This window comes from Gammaproteobacteria bacterium (assembly GCA_016705365.1).
Lineage (GTDB): Bacteria > Pseudomonadota > Gammaproteobacteria > Pseudomonadales > UBA5518 > UBA5518.
The window spans coordinates 574,021-591,344 of the sequence record JADIYI010000008.1 but is presented as its reverse complement, the minus strand read 5'-3'; the positions used below and the strand labels follow the sequence as shown (position 1 = coordinate 591,344).

The following is a 17,324-nucleotide window of genomic DNA, read 5'->3' as shown; positions in this document are numbered from 1 at the left end:
TTCAAGCGTCGGAGCCCCGGGTGGGGCTCCCTCGATTCATGGGTTGGCGACGGTATCCATCACCGCGAGTGGTTGCGTCGCATGCAATATCAGACCGTAGCTCATCTTTTCGAAAGTGCGGAAAACCATCAGCAACCCGGCACGGGTAGCGGGCAATTGCACCGCCTCATTGGTCACCGGGTCGTTCACCATTCCACCGCGCTTGCTGATTTCCAGCACGTTACCCTCTTTCAGACCCTCGCGCGCGCCGCGATTGATCGCAACTACATCCAGATGACCGATTTGCGTGACGCCGCCTTCAACGGCCAGGATTACACCGGAGATTTCGGACTCCGGTGCACTCGGGAAGAAAGTCGCGGTAATCTTCTGCTCGACCATCGGCAGCAGGCGATCACCGGCGCGAATCTCCTCGTTGCTCTTGTTCACGGCCAGGGTCGCCATGCCGCTCTCGAGATCCGTCATCTTGACGGCACCGATCTCGACCGCTTCCTTGCCAAGCAACTCGTTCGTCACCGGGTCAACGAACACCTGCCCGGCCCGGAAAATACCGAAACTGCGCTCACCGGGCGGGAAACTGCCTCCGCGCGCATAAAGATTGTCACCGGCGCCGGTCACCACGTGACCGCCGGCACCCGCCAGCACATACGGCGCCTCATCGAGCTCGGTGCTCCCGACGATGCGGCTGCGGGTCAGAAAGGCATTGATTTCCTCGAGCGGGATGGCCGGGATCGCGTTATCGAGCGCGCTGGAGCGCACTTCGGGGCTGAGCTTGACCACACCACCGACGCCACGATTGAGCGCCAGCCAGGGACGCCCGTCGACGTAGATGAGGCTGAGTCGATCACCCGGATAGATCAGGTGCGGATTGGCAATCTGCGGGTTCACCTGCCAGATTTCGGGCCAAAGCCACGGCTTCTCCAGGAAGCGCCCCGATATATCCCACAGCGTATCGCCCCGCTTGACCACGTACTCATCCGGATGGTCCGATCGGAGCGCCACCGGATCCGCGGCCATTGCCTGCAGAGCCAGCACCGCGCAGGCCAAGATTCCGAGCAAAAATTTATTCATCGCTTGGTCCTTTCGAACATCGACCGCCCCGCCATGGGAAACGGCTTGGCCAAAGTGTAGTCAAAGCTGGGCAAAATGCGTATAGCCAAAGCGGCCATTAGCCTGCGCGTGACGCATTGGACCTTTATACTGTGTGCCGCCATCGCGAGCGCGGTCACGCGACAGGGCTGGCGGAGCCAGAATCAGGGGCAGATTTATGAGCATTCTGAACATACTCGAGTTTCCGGACCCCCGGCTGCGTACCATCGCGGCGCCGGTGCGACAAGTCGATGCCAGCATCCGCCAATTGATCGACGACATGTTCGAGACCATGTATGCCGCCCCCGGGATCGGGCTGGCCGCAACCCAGGTCAACGTGCACAAGCGCGTGGTGGTGATGGATATTTCGGAAGACGACAGCCAGCCGCTCGTGTTCATCAACCCCAAGGTGCAGGTGCTGGAGGGTGAACTGCGCGAGTATGTCGAAGGCTGCCTGTCGGTACCCGGCTTCCAGGAAGCGGTGATGCGTCCGGAGAACATCATCGTCAACGCACTCGATCGCCACGGGCAGCCCTTCGAGTTGCACCCCGACGGCCTGTTGGCCGTGTGCATTCAACACGAGCTCGATCACCTGAACGGCAAGCTTTTCGTCGATTACCTGTCGGCACTGAAGCGTCAGCGGATTCGCGGCAAGCTCGAAAAACTTCAGCGTCAGCCGGCCTGAACCCGATGGGCCGCCCCGCTTCGGTGAACCCACCGCGCATCGTCTTTGCCGGAACTCCGGAATTCGCCGAGCAGATCCTGCGCGCACTGCTCGAACACACCGCGTATCCGATCAGCGCGGTATTTACCCAGCCCGATCGCCCGGCCGGGCGGGGCCGGCAGTTGCTGCATTCGCCGGTCAAGCGGCTGGCGCTCGAGCGCGGTCTGCCGGTTCATCAGCCGGCCTCGCTGCGTGATCCGGCGGCCCGGGCCGGGCTCGCGGAACTGCAACCCGATCTGTTGATCGTTGCGGCCTATGGCCTGATTCTGCCTGCGGCGGTGCTGTCGATTCCGCGCCTCGGCTGTATCAATGTGCACGCCTCGATCCTGCCACGCTGGCGTGGAGCGGCGCCGATAGAGCGTGCCATCGAGGCCGGGGATCACGAGACGGGCGTGACCATCATGCAGATGAACGAAGGCCTCGATACCGGTGCGTTGCTGCTGGTGCGCCGCTGTCCGATCGGTGCCCACGACACCGGTGGCACCTTGCGCGATCGGCTTGGCACGCTCGGAGCCGCCGCGCTCGTCGAGGCGCTGGAGGAGCTGTTCGGCGGGCGCAGCCAAGCGCTTGCGCAGGATGACTCCCTGGCTACCTATGCCAACAAGCTGCACCGTGATGAGTCGCTGATCGACTGGCATGCCGATGCGCAGACGCTGGAGCGCCGGGTACGCGCGTTCAATCCGCTGAACGTCTGTCACACCACCGTCGCGGACCAGGTGCTGCGGGTATGGCAGGCAAGCGCCGAAACCCCCTCGCTCGGCGGGGCGCCGGGCACCGTGCTGCAAAGTGGCCGCGACGGAATCCTGGTCGCCTGTGGCAAGGACGCGCTGCGACTGCAGCGACTGCAACTTGCCGGTGGCAAGGTCATGGACGTCCCCGCGCTGCTCAACGGACGCGGCGAGTGGTTTCGTCCCGGAACCGTGCTTGGCGGCGCAACCGTGTGAGCTCGCCACGCAGTTCGGCAGCCAGGGCACTGGCACTGGTCATTGCCGCCCGGCTCACGCTCGACGAGGCGCTGGCGCAGGCGCCGGGAAAACTCGAAGGCCGCGACCGTGCAATGGCGCGCGAGATGGCGTTCGGTGTCTGCCGCCGGTTTTTCGAACTCGACGGCGTGTTGGTGCAGCTGCTCAAAAAGGCATTCAAGAGCCGCGATGCCGATGTGCATGCGCTGCTGCTGATCGGGCTTTACCAGATGCGCTACATGCGGGTACCGGATCACGCCGCCGTGAGCGAGACCGTGGCCGCCTGCCGGCAGCTCGGAAAGCCGTGGGCCGGCGGGCTGACCAACGCGGTGCTGCGCCAGTTCCAGCTACGTGGCGAAGAACTGCTGCGCAATCTCGATGCCGCGCAGCGTTGCGCCCATCCACGCTGGCTGTACGAGGCGCTGGCGCAGGCCTGGCCGGAACAGCATGCCGCGATAATCGAGGCCAACAACGAGCCGGCACCGATGAGCCTGCGCATCAACCGCTCGCGTACCACGCGCGCGGCCTGGATGGAGACTGCGCGCGCCGCCGGGCTGCAATCACGTGCCGGCGCGCTTGCACCCGATGCGGTGGTGCTGGAGCAGGCGGTGGATGTCATGGCGCTGCCGGGATTCGCCGACGGGCTGGTCAGCGTGCAGGACGAGGCCGCGCAGTTGCCCGCCGATCTGCTCGACTGCCATTCCCCACAGCGCGTGCTCGATGCCTGCGCCGCACCCGGTGGCAAGAGTTGTCAGCTGCTCGAGCGCAGCGGCGGCATCGAGCTGATGGCGCTCGACAACAGCGCCGCGCGCCTGGAACGGGTACAACAGAATCTGCAACGGCTGGGTCTGCGAGCCGACGTGGTGTGCGCCGATGCTACGGCGCCGGCATCCTGGTGGGATGGTCGTCATTTCGGGAGAATCCTGGTCGATGCGCCCTGCTCGGGCAGTGGCGTGATCCGCCGCCACCCCGATATCAAGATGTTGCGCACGCCACGCCAGATCGTCGAGGCCAGTGCACTGCAGCGCCGGATCCTCGATGCCTTGTGGCCATGCCTGGCGCCGGGCGGCATGCTGTTGTATTGCACCTGCTCGGTGCTGCCGACGGAAAACGAGCAGCTGGTGGCGGCCTTTCTCGGTTCCACGCCCGATGCGCGCGAACTGCCCATCGATGTGCCCTGGGGAATCGCCCGCGTTCACGGTCGTCAGTTGTTGCCAGCAAGCGGAGCCCAGGACGGCTTCTATTACGCGCGCCTGCTCAAGGATACGGGGGCCTGAGACTCCCGGGGCATTTTCAGGCTGAATCGCGCCCGGTCAATGGATAGACTGTTCTCACCCCGTTACTTCCCAGGGCACAAGGCACTCGCGTCATGAAGATAATCATCGTCGGAGCCGGGCAGGTGGGTGGTACGCTGGCCGAACATCTCGCCAGCGAGAAAAACGACATCACGCTGATCGACAAGGACAGCAATCGGCTGCGCGAACTGCAGGACCGTCTCGATATCGGGACCGTATCGGGACACGGATCGCACCCCGGGGTGCTGGCGCGGGCCGGCGCCCAGGATGCCGAGATGCTGATTGCCGTCACCAACAGCGACGAGGTCAACATGGTCGCCTGCCAGGTGGCCTGCACCCTGTTTCGCACACCCACCCGCATTGCGCGCATCCGCAGCCATTCCTATACCCAGAAAGGAGCGCTGTTCTGCAAGGAAGCGATCCCGATCGATGTGATCATCAGCCCCGAGCAGCTGGTGACCAACGCCGTCGAGCGCCTGATCGACCTGCCGGGCTCGCTACAGGTGCTCGATTTCGCCGAAGGAAGGGTGCGGCTGGTCGGGGTCAAGGCGCAGCACGGCGCACCGATGGTCGGGCAACAGCTGGCCGAAATCCGCAAGCGCATGCCGCAGGCCGATACCCGCGTTGCCGCGATCTTTCGTCGCAACCGCCCGATCATCCCCGAAGGCAACACCGTCATCGAGGCCGACGATGACGTGTTTTTCATTGCCGCGCGCGAGCACATTCTGCAGGTCATGGCCGAGATGCGAGGCGCCGACAAACCCTACAGGCGAGTGATGATCGCGGGTGGCGGAAACATCGGCATGCGTCTCGCGGAGACCATCGAGTCGCGCTACAACGTGAAGGTCATCGAGATGCACCCCGAGCGTTGCAACCTGCTGAGCGAACGTCTGCACCATGGCATTGCGCTCAAGGGCAGCGCCTCGGATCGCGAGCTGCTGATCTCCGGGAACATCCAGGACACGGATGTATTCTGCGCGCTGACCAACGACGACGAGATAAACATCATGTCCTCGCTGCTCGCCAAACGACTCGGCGCCACCAAGGTCATCACCCTGATCGGCAATCCCGCCTACGTCGACCTGGTGCAGGGCGTGGATATCGACATCGCGGTATCGCCGCAACTGGTCACGATCGGCAGCCTGCTGACACATGTGCGCCGCGGCCACATGACCAACGTCTACCGCCTGCGACGCGGTGCCGCCGAAGCGCTCGAGATCGTCGCCCACGGCGATGCCAGCAACTCGAAGGTGGTGGGCAGAACCCTTGGCGAGATCAAGCTGCCCGAGGGAGCGACCATCGGCGCGATCGTGCGCGGCGAGAAGGTGCTGATTGCACACCGTTACGTGCTGGTCGAAAGCGGTGACCACGTGATCCTGTTCCTGGTCGACAAGAGCCGCACGCGAGAGGTGGAAAAACTGTTCCAGGTCGGCTTCAGTTTCTTCTGAACACCATGCGTCGTACCACGCGTTTTGCGCTTATCTGTCATCTGCTCGGCTTGTTGCTGATCCTGTTCGGCCTGACGCTGCTCGTGCCGCTGGCGATTTCCCTGATCGATCGCGACGGCGCAGGGCCCGCCTTGGCGCTGGGATTCCTGATCACCACGGCGTGCGGTGGCGCCCTGTGGGTACCCAGCCGAGGCGCGCGCACCGAGCTGCGCACCCGCGACGGGTTCGTGATCGCCACGCTGTTCTGGGTGGTGCTCGGTGGATTCGGAGCGCTGCCGTTGCTGCTGGTTCCCGAGCCGCAACTCGATCTGAGCAACGCCCTGTTCGAGTCGGTATCGGGCCTTACCACGACCGGAGCCACCGTGATCGACGCACTCGACACACTGCCGCGCTCGGTACTGTATTACCGCCAGCAGCTGCAATGGCTCGGTGGCATCGGCACCATCGTGATCGCGATCGCGATCCTGCCGCTGCTCGGCGTCGGCGGGATGCAGCTCTACCAGGCGGAAACACCCGGCGCCATGAAGAGCAACAAGCTCACGCCACGCATCCTGGGCACGGCTGGCCAGCTGTTCCTGATCTATCTGGCGCTCACGGCTTGCTGCGCACTGGCCTATTGGCTGGCGGGCATGGATGTCTTCGACGCGGTGGCACACAGCTTCTCGACGGTCTCGGTCGGTGGATTTTCCACCCATGATGCGAACCTGGGTCACTTCGACAACCCGCTGATTGTAGTGATCAGCATCGTGTTCATGGTGCTTGCGGCACTGAATTTCGCGCTTCACTACCTGTGCTGGCGTCAGCGCTCGTTGCGCTTTTATGCCAGCGACCCGGAAGCACGGTTCTTTCTGACGGTGATCGCGGTGCTGTCGGTACTGACTGCGGCGACCTTGCTCGGCGCCGGCTCGCACGGGCCCGCCGACGGGGTGCTGCAGGGAGTGTTCCATGTGGTGTCAGTGGTCACCACCACGGGTTTCACTACCGGGCATTTCCTCGACTGGCCCGCCTTCGCGCCGCTGCTGCTGTTGCTGTTTGCCTGCATGGGCGGATGCAGCGGATCCACCGCCGGCGGGATCAAGGCGGTTCGCATGCTGCTGATCGGCAAGCAGGGACTGCGTGAACTGCGCCAGCTGGTGCATCCGCGCGCGGTGCTGCCGGTGCGGCTTGGATCGCGCACCATTCCCGACCGGGTGATCATCGCGGTCTGGAGCTTTCTTGCGGTCTATGTGCTGACGTTCCTGGTGATCCTGTTTGCACTCTTGCTGGCCAAGCTCGACTTTCTCACCGCGTTCTCCGCAGTCGCCGCGACGCTCAACAACCTCGGTCCCGGGCTCGGCGAGGTGGCGTTGCACTACTTCGACATGGAGGCGCCGGTAAAATGGCTGTTGTGCCTGTCGATGCTGCTCGGGCGACTCGAGATCTTTACCCTGCTGGTGCTGTTCACGCCCGCATTCTGGCGCGATTGATCCCTGCGCCGGTTCAGTCCGGCGTTCGTTTGCCGCGCCGGCGGCGCACCGGGCAAGTTGCAACAACCCATGTGCCCACGTCGACGTCCAGGCCGGAACCGCAAAGAAATCGGCGAATACATTGCCGGCTTCCGGCCCCTGGTCGGACCGAGTTCACCCAGCACCAGGCTCAGCCGTTCCCGGTTGCCGAGATGCGGTGCCAGCACCAGCAGGCCTTTCCCTTCCGCCCGGGCGGCGCGGGCGTTCTCTTCACCCTCGAGCCAGCTTATTGCCGGTTTTTGCGTCCGCGTTGTGTCGTCCGTCCTGTTTCATATCCTTATAATAAGCCTTCTTTTTGCGCCCCTACCGCGAGCACGCCATGGCTTCTGCAATTTCGCCCACCGCCCCCGCGAGCTTCCAGGATCTGATCCTGGCCTTGCAGCAATTCTGGTCCGCGCAGGGTTGCGTGATCCTGCAGCCGCTCGATATGGAGGTTGGTGCAGGTACCTTTCATCCGGCGACTTTTCTGCGCGCGATTGGCCCCGAGACCTGGAACGCCGCCTACGTTCAGCCCTCGCGCCGACCGAAAGACGGCCGCTACGGAGAAAACCCCAATCGTCTGCAGCATTACTACCAGTTCCAGGTGGCGATGAAACCCTCGCCCGCGGATATCCAGGACCGCTATATCGAATCGTTGCGCGTGCTCGGCATCGACCCCTCCGTGCACGACATCCGTTTCGTCGAGGACAACTGGGAGTCGCCGACGCTGGGCGCCTGGGGGCTTGGCTGGGAGGTTTGGCTGAACGGCATGGAGGTCACCCAGTTCACCTATTTCCAGCAGGTCGGGGGGCTCGAATGCTACCCGGTGACCGGTGAGATCACCTATGGCATCGAGCGCATCGCGATGTATCTGCAGGGCGTCGACAGCATCTACGATCTGCTCTGGGCGCAGGGACCGGATGGCCCGGTCAGCTACGGCGACGTTTTTCACCAGAATGAAGTCGAAATGTCACGCTACAACTTCGAGCAGGCCGACGTCGCGTTCCTGTTCGGCTGTTTCGACAAGCACGAAAGCGAAGCACTGCGCCTGATCGGCGAAAACCTGCCTTTGCCCGCTTACGAACAGGTGCTGAAGGCTTCGCACACCTTCAATCTGCTCGATGCGCGCCAGGCGATATCGGTCACCGAGCGCCAGCGCTTCATCCTGCGCGTGCGCACGCTGGCGCGCGCAGTTGCACAGAGCTATTTCGCGATGCGCAAGGCGCTCGGATTTCCGCTCGCGACGGAGGAACTACGCAGGGAAATGCAGGCCGCGGAGAGCAACGCATGAGCATGGACGCATTGCTGGTCGAAATCGGCACCGAGGAACTGCCTCCGGGCAGCCTGCGCACGCTCGGCGAAGCCTTCGAATGCGAGCTGCTGGCACAACTCGACACACACAACATTGTGCACGGCACATCGCGCTGGTTTGCGACGCCGCGCCGGCTCGCGGTACTGATCGAATCGGTGGCCGCGCTGCAGGCCGATACGGTACTCGAAAAGCTCGGACCGGCACTGAGCGCGGCCTATGATCAGGACGGCAAACCAAGCAAGGCGGCGTTGGGTTTCGCCCGCGGCTGCGGCGTTGCATTCGAGACCTTGGAACGCACACCAGGCGAGCGCGGCGAGCGTCTCGTATCACGGCAGAATATCGCGGGGCAAGCGAGTGCCATGCTGCTGCCGGCCTTGGTTGAGGCGGCACTCGGCGCGTTGCCGATCGCGCGCCGCATGCGCTGGGGCGCAAGGCGTGCGGAATTCGTGCGCCCCGCGCACTGGGTGGTGCTGCTCCATGGTGCCACCGTGGTGCCGGGAACGTTGCTCGGCATCGCAACCGGACGCGAGACACGCGGACATCGGGTGCACGGCGAGGCGCGGATCACGCTCGATACCGCTTCCGCATACGAAGAGCTGCTGCTGCGGCGCGGTTCGGTGGTGGCGGACTACGAGGCACGCAAACAGTCCATCGCCCGCCAGGTTCACGCCAAAGCCGTCGAGCTCGGCGGCCAGGCCGTCGTCGATGATGAGCTGCTCGAGGAAGTATGCAGCCTCGTGGAGTGGCCGCGGGCACTGGCCGGACGGTTCGAGAGCCGCTTTCTCGCGGTGCCCGCCGAAGCGCTGGTTTCCTCCATGAAGCGGCACCAGAAATATTTTCATGTGACGGCTACCGATGGCGCCCTGCTTCCCTGTTTCATTACCGTCGCGAACATCGACAGCCGCGATCCCGCGAAAGTCATCGAGGGCAATGAACGGGTGATCCGGCCGCGCCTTGCCGACGCCGCGTTTTTCTTCGGGCAGGATCAGCAGGTATCACTGCTGGAACGGCGCGAGCGCCTGCGCAGCATCGTGTTCCAGAAAGATCTCGGCAGCGTCTGGGACAAGACCGAGCGCGTGGCGCGGCTCGCACAATGGATCGGTACCGAACTCGGCGCCGATCCGGCGCTGTGTGCGCGTGCGGCCCGGATCAGCAAGTCCGACCTGGTGTCCGAGATGGTGCAGGAATTCGCCGAACTGCAAGGTGTCATGGGCAGCTATTACGCCCTGCACGATGGCGAGGATCCGGCGGTTGCGCGCGCGCTCACCGAGCAATACCTGCCGCGCCATGCCGGCGACGAGCTGGCGCAGAGCACGCTCGGACAGGTGCTCGCGATCGCCGATCGCATCGACACGCTGACGGGAATCTTCGGCATCGGCCAGCCGCCCACCGGCTCGAAGGATCCGTTTGCGCTGCGCCGCGCCGCGCTCGGCGTGCTGCGCACGCTGCTCGAGCGGCAACTGCCGCTGGACCTGCAACCGCTGCTCGAGCATGCGGCCGAGGGTTTCGCAACGCTGGCGCAGCGTGCCTCGGTAGTCGACAGCGTGCGCGAATACATGCTGGAGCGGTTTCGTGCGCTCTACAGCGATGCGGGCATCAGTGTGGAGTGTTTTCTCGCGGTGCAGGCACGCGGCATCACCCGGGCGCTCGATTTCGACCGCCGGGTGCGCGCGGTCGCGGCGTTCGCGGAGTTGCCGGAGGCCGCGGCACTCGCCATCGCCAACAAACGGGTCGCAAACATCCTGGCCAAGCAAGGTGCCGATGGCAGCACGGTACTCGCGCAACAACTGCTGCGGGAACCCGCGGAACTCGAGCTGGCGCAGGCGCTCGAGCGGGGAATGCAGGACAGTGCGCCGATGCTGGAAAACGGTGATTACGCCGGGGTGCTGCGGGTTCTCGCGCAGCTGAGGACCCCAATCGATGACTTTTTTGAACAAGTGCTCGTCGCCTGCGAGGACGATGCCCTGCGTCTCAATCGGCTGGCGTTGCTCGGGCAGCTGCGCAACGCGTTTCTGGCGGTCGCGGATATTTCGCTGCTGGCAGTCAGCACATGAGATTCGTGAACCTGGATCGTGACGGGGTGATCAACCAGGATTGCGCGGAATATATCCGCAGTGCCGGCGAATGGCAGCGGGTTGCGGGCAGCATCGAGGCGATTGCGGACCTGCACCGCGCCGGCTTCGCGATCGTGGGCGGGGCCGCGGGAGGGCGCATCGGTGGCCACTGAGCACTCGCGGCTTGCAATGAGCGTGTACCTTGTGCGCTCGCTGGTGTTTTATCTCGGCTACGGCGCATCGGTGATCGCTTACGGCGCACTGATGTTGCTGCTCGCGCCGCTTCTCGATTATCCGCAACGCTACCGCCTGTTGATGGTCTGGAACCGTTTCGCGCTGCGCTGGCTGAGACTGGTGTGCGGCATACGCCATCGCATCAGCGGGCTCGAGAATCTGCCTGCAACAGCCTGCGTGGTGGTCAGTAATCACCAGAGCAGTTGGGAGACGATCTTTCTGGCCACGCTGTTTCCGCAATTGTGCATCCTGCTCAAGCGTGAACTGCTGCGGATTCCGTTTTTTGGCTGGGCTCTGGCGATGATGCGCCCGATAGCGATCGACCGCGACAATCCCCGTGCGGCGCTGAAGCAGGTCGTCGAGGACGGCGCCGAGCGGCTGGCGCAGGGCTGCGGGGTGCTGATCTTTCCCGAAGGCACTCGCGTCGAGGCCGGACAGAAACTGCGCTTCACGCGCAGCGCGGCGCAACTGGCGATTCGTGCCGGCGTCGATATCGTCTGCGTGGCGCACGATGCCGGAAGCTGCTGGCCACCACGACGTATCACCAAGACGCCGGGCATGATAAATGTCGTGATCAGCAAGCCCTGGTCTCATGCGGGCACGGACGCGGCGCAGCTTACCCGGGCGATGCAGACCTGGATCGAAGAGCGGCTCGAGGAATTCGGACAGGTTTGAGTGCGATGGCGCGCAGTGTCACCCCGGTATGCGGTGACTGGAATCGCGCGCAGTCACGGGATGCCGCGCACCCGGTGACTGCCACACGGCATGATGGGCTGCTCAGTCCTTCTGCTTGACTGGCTCGACGGAGACGGCGGCCGCTTCCACATAGGTTGCCTCGATACGGTCACCCACGCTGATCAGCGCGAATTGCGCAGGATCCTTGACCGTCAGCTCGACGCTCTGCTTGGGTCCCTGCAGCGTGACCGAGCGGGTCTCTGCGTCGACAGCCGTGACCTCGGCCATGATCGTGACTTTGCGCCCGATCACACCACCCGGCTGTTCGCCCTCGGCAGCCCGCGCACCGGCAGCATCGTCGGTACGCGATACCACGGCAGTGCTTCCCTTCTTGAGCTCCAGGGTCAACGCCTGCGTCATCGTGATCGTGACGGTATCACCGACCTTCAGTTGTGCGAAATTCCTGACCTCGGGGCCTGCCTCCACGCTGACTTCCTTGCCGTTCTCGCCTTTGAGTGTCACGGCGCGCGTTTCGGAGTCTATCGCAGCGATAGTGCCTTGAACCTCGACCGTTTCTGCCACGCTTGCCTTTCCGGGCGCGGAGCCCGCGGCAACCATGCCGGTTTGAGCGGCAACCGGACCCGCCAACAGGGCCGCCACCAGGGCTCCCATTACAATCTTGTACATTCGCACCGTTCTTGCTCCTTGTTTGTCTGTAGCGTGATGATTGACGACAGTCAGCGAAGTGCCCGCCGCCAGCGGGTGATTATATGCGTGTCTCCCTCAGCGGGATACCGCCGTGTGCCGGGAATCCGGGCCCGACTCGTCGGCAACATCCGCAGGCATCGGGAACGGTGTCGCAAACGACAGCGGCGCCATGAATACCGCGCCGCCTCCCGGGCGACCGATATTGGCGTATTCGTAGATGAAATCGAACATCGCGTCTGCCTCCGCCGTATCCACCACGACCGTCAGCAGGCGCACGAGTTGCGGCTCGGGCATTTTCCCGCGCCGCCCGGCGCTTCCGCGCGGAATCGACACACCGCGGCAGTAAACGCTGTTGGCGCGGGTGATTCCATGGCGCTCGCGCAGTTCCTGCAGCAAGCGCCGCTCGCTGCCATCGTCGGGAACGAGGCAATAGATGAGCTTCGCCTTCGCTCCGGGAACGGGCAGCTGCCCCGGCGGGTTCATTCCCTGGCCTCGGGACCGCGTGCGCGCTGGAGAATTTCGCGGGGAATATAGGTAGCCATCTTGTCCAGGCGCGTCATGTAGGCCATGCCGGCTCCCGGCACATGGAGCTCTCCGGCCCGGTATATTGCCTCGAATACGATTTCCTCGTAGTCGCTCGCGACCAGGATACTGACGACTTCCTTTTCCGCTTCAATAGCGATGCCGAGCAATCCAAGCCTTTCGCGGGGGCCTACCCCGCGTGCGTGATACACGAGAGCACCGGTCGCGCCCATATCCTGTGCCGCCTTGATCACTGCGTCGCTGCGCCCGGCGGAAACCACGCAGGTGATCAGCGACACATCCGTAACGTAGGTAATCTTGGTTTCGTTCATGTCAGTACCTGCGCCTCATTGTCCCCACCGGAGCCTTCTTGTTCGCTGCTGGCTGCCCTGGCCTGCATGGCGGCCTTGAACCGCGCCAGCTGGCCGGCCAGCAGCACACTGATGATCGGTCCGATGGAGGCGAGACACAGGATCCCGAAACCCTCGACCGCATTCGTGGCATTGCCGAAACCCAGCCCCATCGCCAACACCAGCGGTACCGTTATCGGACCAGTGGTCACACCCGCGCTGTCCCATGCCACGTTGACGAACTCCTCCGAGGAGATCGAGGTCAGGAACGCAGCGACCAGATAGGCCGGCACTATCATCCACACCAGCGGCAGTTCGAACACCAGTTTCGCAACTCCCGCCGCAATACCAAAGGCGACGCCGAGCGATACCGACGTGATCAGCATGCGCTTGCGGAAAAAACCGTTGGTAAGCTGTTCCGCGGTGACACCGAGGGCGTTCAGGGCGGGTTCGGCCAGGGTTGCTCCAAAGCCAAGCAGCCAGGCAAACACCAGCGCCAGGCTCAGGCCGACCGGGTAGAGATACAGCGGCGATCCGCTGGCTGCCGGGACTTCCATGAAGGCAGCCGGAACCAGGGAACCGGCGCCGGCACCGAGCATCGACAGCCCGTAGGTGAGACCGATATTGAAGATGCACATGCCGCCGATAGTCAGCCCGATACCCAGCAGCATTTCGCCTCGCCGCGGCAGATCCTGGCGCAGGATCAGCTTGAGAATCAGGAACAGGAACAGCACCAGCGGCAGTATCGCCCTGATGCCCAGAACCACCTCGAGTCCCGGGCTACGCTCGTACCAGGGGAGTGCGTCCGTATCCACTATGGTTGCGGCATGCGCCGCAAAAGCGATGATCTCGGCGGGGTCGGAAGTGGCGGCCACGTACAGCGCCAGCAACAGCACACCGAGCACCGGAAACAGGGAGGCGAGGGTCACGATGCCAAAGCCCGACAGACCTGAACCACCCTTTCCCGCGGCCGCCGAAATTCCGATCCCCAGGGAAAGAACCAGCGGCACGGTGACCGGTCCGGTCGTGACGGCGCCGGTATCCCAGGCAAGCCCCATGACCTTGGCAAATTCGGGATCCGTCGAGCCATACACCGTCAGCCCGAGAATCGGCAACAGCGAAGCATAGATCAGCGGTTTCAGGCTCCAGCCATAGAGGAATCGCAGCGTCCCCAGCACGGCCGCCAGGCCGACACTGGCGCCGACGACCAGCACCAGTGTCCCGACCCACTGGTTGAGCAACGCCCAGAGATACGGTGCGCGTTCCGCCGAGACGTTCTGTCCCGCCGCCTGCAAGGCGCCGATGGCCGGCTCCGCGAAGGTCACGCCGATGCCGAGCAGCAGCGTGATGAACAGCACCAGGGGCAGCGGCGACTTGCGCGGAAGAGTGTGGCCTATGAGTTCACCGAACGGCATCAGGCCGAGCTTCAGGCCCTCCATGAACAACATCAGGCCAACGATCACCGCGAACAGTCCGCCCGTGATCAACCACGAGTCCTCGACCAGTTGACGCAGGATCAGAACCTGGAACAGCGCAAGGTACAGCGCCAGCGGAACCACGGCCCTGAATTGCTCCGCAAACCTGATATACGCATAGGGCCTCAGCAGGCCGACGATCTCGGAGCCATGGAGCTTGAGTTTCGGACGGGGCACCGAGATCGGCTGACCGCTGGCGTCGCGCGTCACCGGCGGCACCACATCCCGCAGGCTGATCTGCTGGCGCCCGGCACCGAGTACCCGCAAATAATCCCCGTAGCGAATCGAATTCTTCATGGAGCTTTCGGGTCCCTTGCCACGATGCACGTCACCGAACTTCGCATCGGTTTTTTCAGGCCACGCAACCAGCGCACGAGTATAACGTCATATCCCGACGCGATGCGCTCGCGAACAAAAAAACAGCTCGTGCACGGGGTTTCGTTTCCAGGGCAGCGAGGAGAGCGGATCGCGCAGACCCGATACCTGGCGAGTGCGCTCAAATTGGGCGGTCTGCAAAAAAGCAGGTAGCATGAAGACCGGCGATTTGCAGTCAACTATGGATACGCATCGAGCAGCCTATGTTCAGCCTGTTTCAGTCGATTTTCGCGCGCCGCGCGACGCAGGACACCGGCTATCCGGAATCACTGGTCGAAGCCGCGATAGAACGCGCCGTGGACGGAACCGATCCGCGGCTGCGCGCGCTGAGCGGCTATCGCAAACGCCTGCGCGAGCCGGTGCTGCACGCCGTCGATCATGTCGTGCGCCTGATCGATGGCTTGGCGGCAGCGGTTGTCGTGAGCGGCGAGAGTTATCGCGGCGAGCCGCTGCTGGGCGCGATGTTCGCCTCCCCCCGGCGCATGCTCGAGGTGCTCGCGAACGATCGCAACATCGACGCGGCCCGGCGCGCAGCCAACACGCGCCATATCGCCCTGCTCGTCGCACAGATAAGTGAAAAGCATACCCTCGGCATCGACCAGGAAGAGGGCATGATGAAACGCGATGTGCGGCAAACCATTGTCAGTTTCGATGAGCATCGCCTCGTGGACCCGTTCACGGACGCATCCGAAACACTGCGCGCGCTGAAGCGACGCGCCTTCGATCACCTGCTTGCACAGGTCCTCGAGGCGATCGGCAAGCGCCGCGATTCCCGCCAGGAACTGGGCGGGCAGCGCGCGCTGCTCAAACGCAAACTGAGTACGCTGAAGGCTGCTGGCTGGAATTTCGACAAGGAGGATGCCGCAACCCCGGATATCGCCGCACTCGAACGACGGCTGGAGGAAATCGAGGCCGGGATCAATGCAATCGGTGCCGATTCCGAAACCCTGGAAACGCATTTGCAGATGCTCACGACGGCGCTTGGCACCGCAGAGCAGCAATTATGGATCGAACCGCGCTCGCTGATTCTCGATCACCGCAACGTGCTGCGCTCCACGCCTGATTCGATCGCGCGCCCCATGAGCCTGCAACAGCTGCGCGATTCCCGGGGCGGACTGGCGGTCATCTTGCTGCTCGACATCGAGTTCGGGTCATTGCCTGCAAAGACGGACTTCTTCAACGTGGCAAAATCGTACCTGCGATAGACACGGCAGTGCCGTTCATCCGGCCTGTTCGTTTGCCAACGCAGCGTCGGTGATTTCCTTGTAAAGGCCGGAAACCTTGCCCAGAAGCGCCGCAAGCTCGGGATGGCGGGACACCAGCGGCTGTCCATCGCGCATGTCTTCGAGCACGCGATCGAGAAACTCGAGATCGGCGTCGCTCAGCTTTTCACCGCGGCCCACCTTTTCCTTCAACGCGAGCGCCGCGGGAAGGCGCTGCAACCTGAAGCGATCGAGAAGAGCGACGATGGTGCCTCCGTCATCAGCGTGGTCGGCCATAAAAACTGATCTCCATACCGGTCCGCTGCTTGGTGGATCCTGCGCGGCAAAATTCGATTCAATCGTCATTCGTCGCAGCTTGTCAATCTCCGATTGCATTGCCGATCGAAGTCCGCTAGAAATGCACCCTGTGCAAACCGCTCGTAAAACTGCTTGGTGCGGCTGTTTTGACCCGAAACAACGCGGCAGCGGATTTTCCATGCGGAAAATCGTCGATCACTGGAGGAATCATGACCACGAAAGGCAATCGCGGCAAGCCCGGCCGCGCCAAGGGCGCTGAAGCGAAACCGGACGGAAAACTGAAGCGCAAGGAGTACGAGAAGGAGCTCGAGCGGCTGCATGGCGAGCTGGTGAAGGTGCAACAGTGGGCGCAGAAAACCGGCGCCAAGGTGTGCATCGTGTTCGAGGGCCGCGACGGTGCCGGCAAGGGCGGGACCATCAAGGCGATCACCGAGCGCGTGAGCCCGAGGGTATTCCGGGTGGTGGCACTCCCTGCACCAACCGAGCGCGAGAAGAGCCAGATGTACCTGCAGCGATACGTGCAGCATTTTCCCTCGGCAGGAGAGGTCGTGATATTCGACCGCAGCTGGTACAACCGTGCCGGTGTGGAGCGCGTGATGGGGTTTTGCACGGACGAGCAGGCGCAGCATTTCCTGCTTGGCGTGCCGCTGGTCGAAATGGCGATGGTTCAGTCGGGCATCATCCTCATCAAGTACTGGCTGGAAGTCAGTCCCGACGAGCAGACACGCCGGCTGATGGATCGCATCGACGACGAACGCAAGATCTGGAAGCTGACACCGATGGACCTCAAGTCCTACACCCGCTGGGATGATTACACCAGGGCGCGCAACGAAATGCTGCAGGCTACCGACACTACATCCGCGCCATGGTACGTGGCCAATTCCGACGACAAGAAGCGACTGCGTCTGAATCTGATCACGCACCTGTTGAGCTGCATTCCGTACAAGTCCGTCAAAGCGGACAAGGTAAGACTGCCAAAACGCAAGGTGGCCAGGACAAAGTCCTCGCTTCCGGCCGGCGCCAAGGTGATTCCCGAAGCGTTTTAGTGATTCCGCACCAGCGCGTCATGATACCCAAGCGTGCAGTTGCAAAAGTCATAT

At 63.3% G+C, this 17,324-nt stretch carries 17 protein-coding genes; 11 read left to right on the top strand and 6 right to left on the bottom strand.

Annotation, left to right across the window (positions count from 1 at the left end):
• Positions 1 to 36: 36 nt before the first annotated feature.
• Complete coding sequence (locus tag IPF49_10215) at positions 37 to 1,068, bottom strand: LysM peptidoglycan-binding domain-containing protein (GenBank protein ID MBK6287987.1); 1,032 nt, start codon at positions 1,066 to 1,068, stop codon at positions 37 to 39.
• Between the two features lie 196 nt (positions 1,069 to 1,264).
• Between IPF49_10215 and IPF49_10210 the strand changes: the two genes are divergently transcribed.
• The 9 genes from IPF49_10210 to IPF49_10170 all read left to right on the top strand — a co-directional run bounded on the left by IPF49_10210 (position 1,265) and on the right by IPF49_10170 (position 11,274).
• Positions 1,265 to 1,771, top strand: a complete 507-nt coding sequence (locus IPF49_10210) for a peptide deformylase (protein MBK6287986.1) — start codon at positions 1,265 to 1,267, stop codon at positions 1,769 to 1,771.
• A gap of 5 nt (positions 1,772 to 1,776) precedes the next feature.
• Positions 1,777 to 2,754 carry a methionyl-tRNA formyltransferase gene (locus IPF49_10205; protein ID MBK6287985.1) on the top strand — a complete coding sequence of 326 codons (978 nt, stop codon included), beginning with the start codon at positions 1,777 to 1,779 and terminating at the stop codon, positions 2,752 to 2,754.
• Positions 2,751 to 4,049, top strand: a complete 1,299-nt coding sequence (rsmB, locus tag IPF49_10200) for a 16S rRNA (cytosine(967)-C(5))-methyltransferase RsmB (GenBank protein MBK6287984.1) — start codon at positions 2,751 to 2,753, stop codon at positions 4,047 to 4,049. The genes IPF49_10205 and rsmB overlap by 4 nt, the downstream gene beginning before the upstream one ends.
• A 92-nt stretch (positions 4,050 to 4,141) precedes the next feature.
• The gene (gene trkA / locus IPF49_10195; protein ID MBK6287983.1) at positions 4,142 to 5,515 is read left to right on the top strand and encodes a Trk system potassium transporter TrkA; all 1,374 of its coding nucleotides are present in this window, start codon (positions 4,142 to 4,144) and stop codon (positions 5,513 to 5,515) included.
• A 5-nt stretch (positions 5,516 to 5,520) separates the two neighbouring features.
• Positions 5,521 to 6,981 carry a potassium transporter gene (locus IPF49_10190; GenBank protein ID MBK6287982.1) on the top strand — a complete coding sequence of 487 codons (1,461 nt, stop codon included), beginning with the start codon at positions 5,521 to 5,523 and terminating at the stop codon, positions 6,979 to 6,981.
• A 358-nt stretch (positions 6,982 to 7,339) separates the two neighbouring features.
• Complete coding sequence (gene glyQ / locus IPF49_10185; GenBank protein MBK6287981.1) at positions 7,340 to 8,290, top strand: glycine--tRNA ligase subunit alpha; 951 nt, start codon at positions 7,340 to 7,342, stop codon at positions 8,288 to 8,290.
• Positions 8,287 to 10,365, top strand: a complete 2,079-nt coding sequence (locus IPF49_10180; protein MBK6287980.1) for a glycine--tRNA ligase subunit beta — start codon at positions 8,287 to 8,289, stop codon at positions 10,363 to 10,365. The genes glyQ and IPF49_10180 overlap by 4 nt, the downstream gene beginning before the upstream one ends.
• Positions 10,362 to 10,538: a hypothetical protein gene (locus IPF49_10175; protein MBK6287979.1), complete on the top strand. Its 177-nt coding sequence runs from the start codon at positions 10,362 to 10,364 to the stop codon at positions 10,536 to 10,538. The genes IPF49_10180 and IPF49_10175 overlap by 4 nt, the downstream gene beginning before the upstream one ends.
• Entirely contained in the window at positions 10,528 to 11,274 is a 747-nt protein-coding gene (locus tag IPF49_10170; protein ID MBK6287978.1) for a 1-acyl-sn-glycerol-3-phosphate acyltransferase, read from the top strand. The genes IPF49_10175 and IPF49_10170 overlap by 11 nt, the downstream gene beginning before the upstream one ends.
• A 102-nt stretch (positions 11,275 to 11,376) precedes the next feature.
• Here IPF49_10170 and IPF49_10165 read toward each other — a convergent pair whose 3' ends face one another.
• The 4 genes from IPF49_10165 to IPF49_10150 form a co-directional block, all read right to left on the bottom strand.
• Positions 11,377 to 11,946 carry a hypothetical protein gene (locus tag IPF49_10165; GenBank protein ID MBK6287977.1) on the bottom strand — a complete coding sequence of 190 codons (570 nt, stop codon included), beginning with the start codon at positions 11,944 to 11,946 and terminating at the stop codon, positions 11,377 to 11,379.
• Between the two features lie 111 nt (positions 11,947 to 12,057).
• Entirely contained in the window at positions 12,058 to 12,465 is a 408-nt protein-coding gene (locus IPF49_10160; protein ID MBK6287976.1) for a hypothetical protein, read from the bottom strand.
• Positions 12,462 to 12,836, bottom strand: coding sequence for a P-II family nitrogen regulator (locus IPF49_10155; GenBank protein MBK6287975.1), 375 nt, complete (start codon positions 12,834 to 12,836; stop codon positions 12,462 to 12,464). Before IPF49_10155 ends, IPF49_10160 begins: the two co-directional genes overlap by 4 nt.
• Positions 12,833 to 14,626, bottom strand: a complete 1,794-nt coding sequence (locus tag IPF49_10150; protein ID MBK6287974.1) for a DUF1538 domain-containing protein — start codon at positions 14,624 to 14,626, stop codon at positions 12,833 to 12,835. The genes IPF49_10155 and IPF49_10150 overlap by 4 nt, the downstream gene beginning before the upstream one ends.
• 281 nt (positions 14,627 to 14,907) lie before the next feature.
• Between IPF49_10150 and IPF49_10145 the strand changes: the two genes are divergently transcribed.
• Positions 14,908 to 15,909: a hypothetical protein gene (locus IPF49_10145; protein MBK6287973.1), complete on the top strand. Its 1,002-nt coding sequence runs from the start codon at positions 14,908 to 14,910 to the stop codon at positions 15,907 to 15,909.
• A gap of 15 nt (positions 15,910 to 15,924) precedes the next feature.
• Here the strand turns inward: IPF49_10145 and IPF49_10140 are convergent, their stop codons facing one another.
• The gene (locus IPF49_10140; protein ID MBK6287972.1) at positions 15,925 to 16,203 is read right to left on the bottom strand and encodes a hypothetical protein; all 279 of its coding nucleotides are present in this window, start codon (positions 16,201 to 16,203) and stop codon (positions 15,925 to 15,927) included.
• Between the two features lie 230 nt (positions 16,204 to 16,433).
• Between IPF49_10140 and ppk2 the strand changes: the two genes are divergently transcribed.
• Positions 16,434 to 17,270 (top strand): polyphosphate kinase 2, encoded by an 837-nt coding sequence (ppk2, locus tag IPF49_10135; protein MBK6287971.1) that lies wholly within the window; start codon positions 16,434 to 16,436, stop codon positions 17,268 to 17,270.
• Positions 17,271 to 17,324 lie beyond the last annotated feature (54 nt).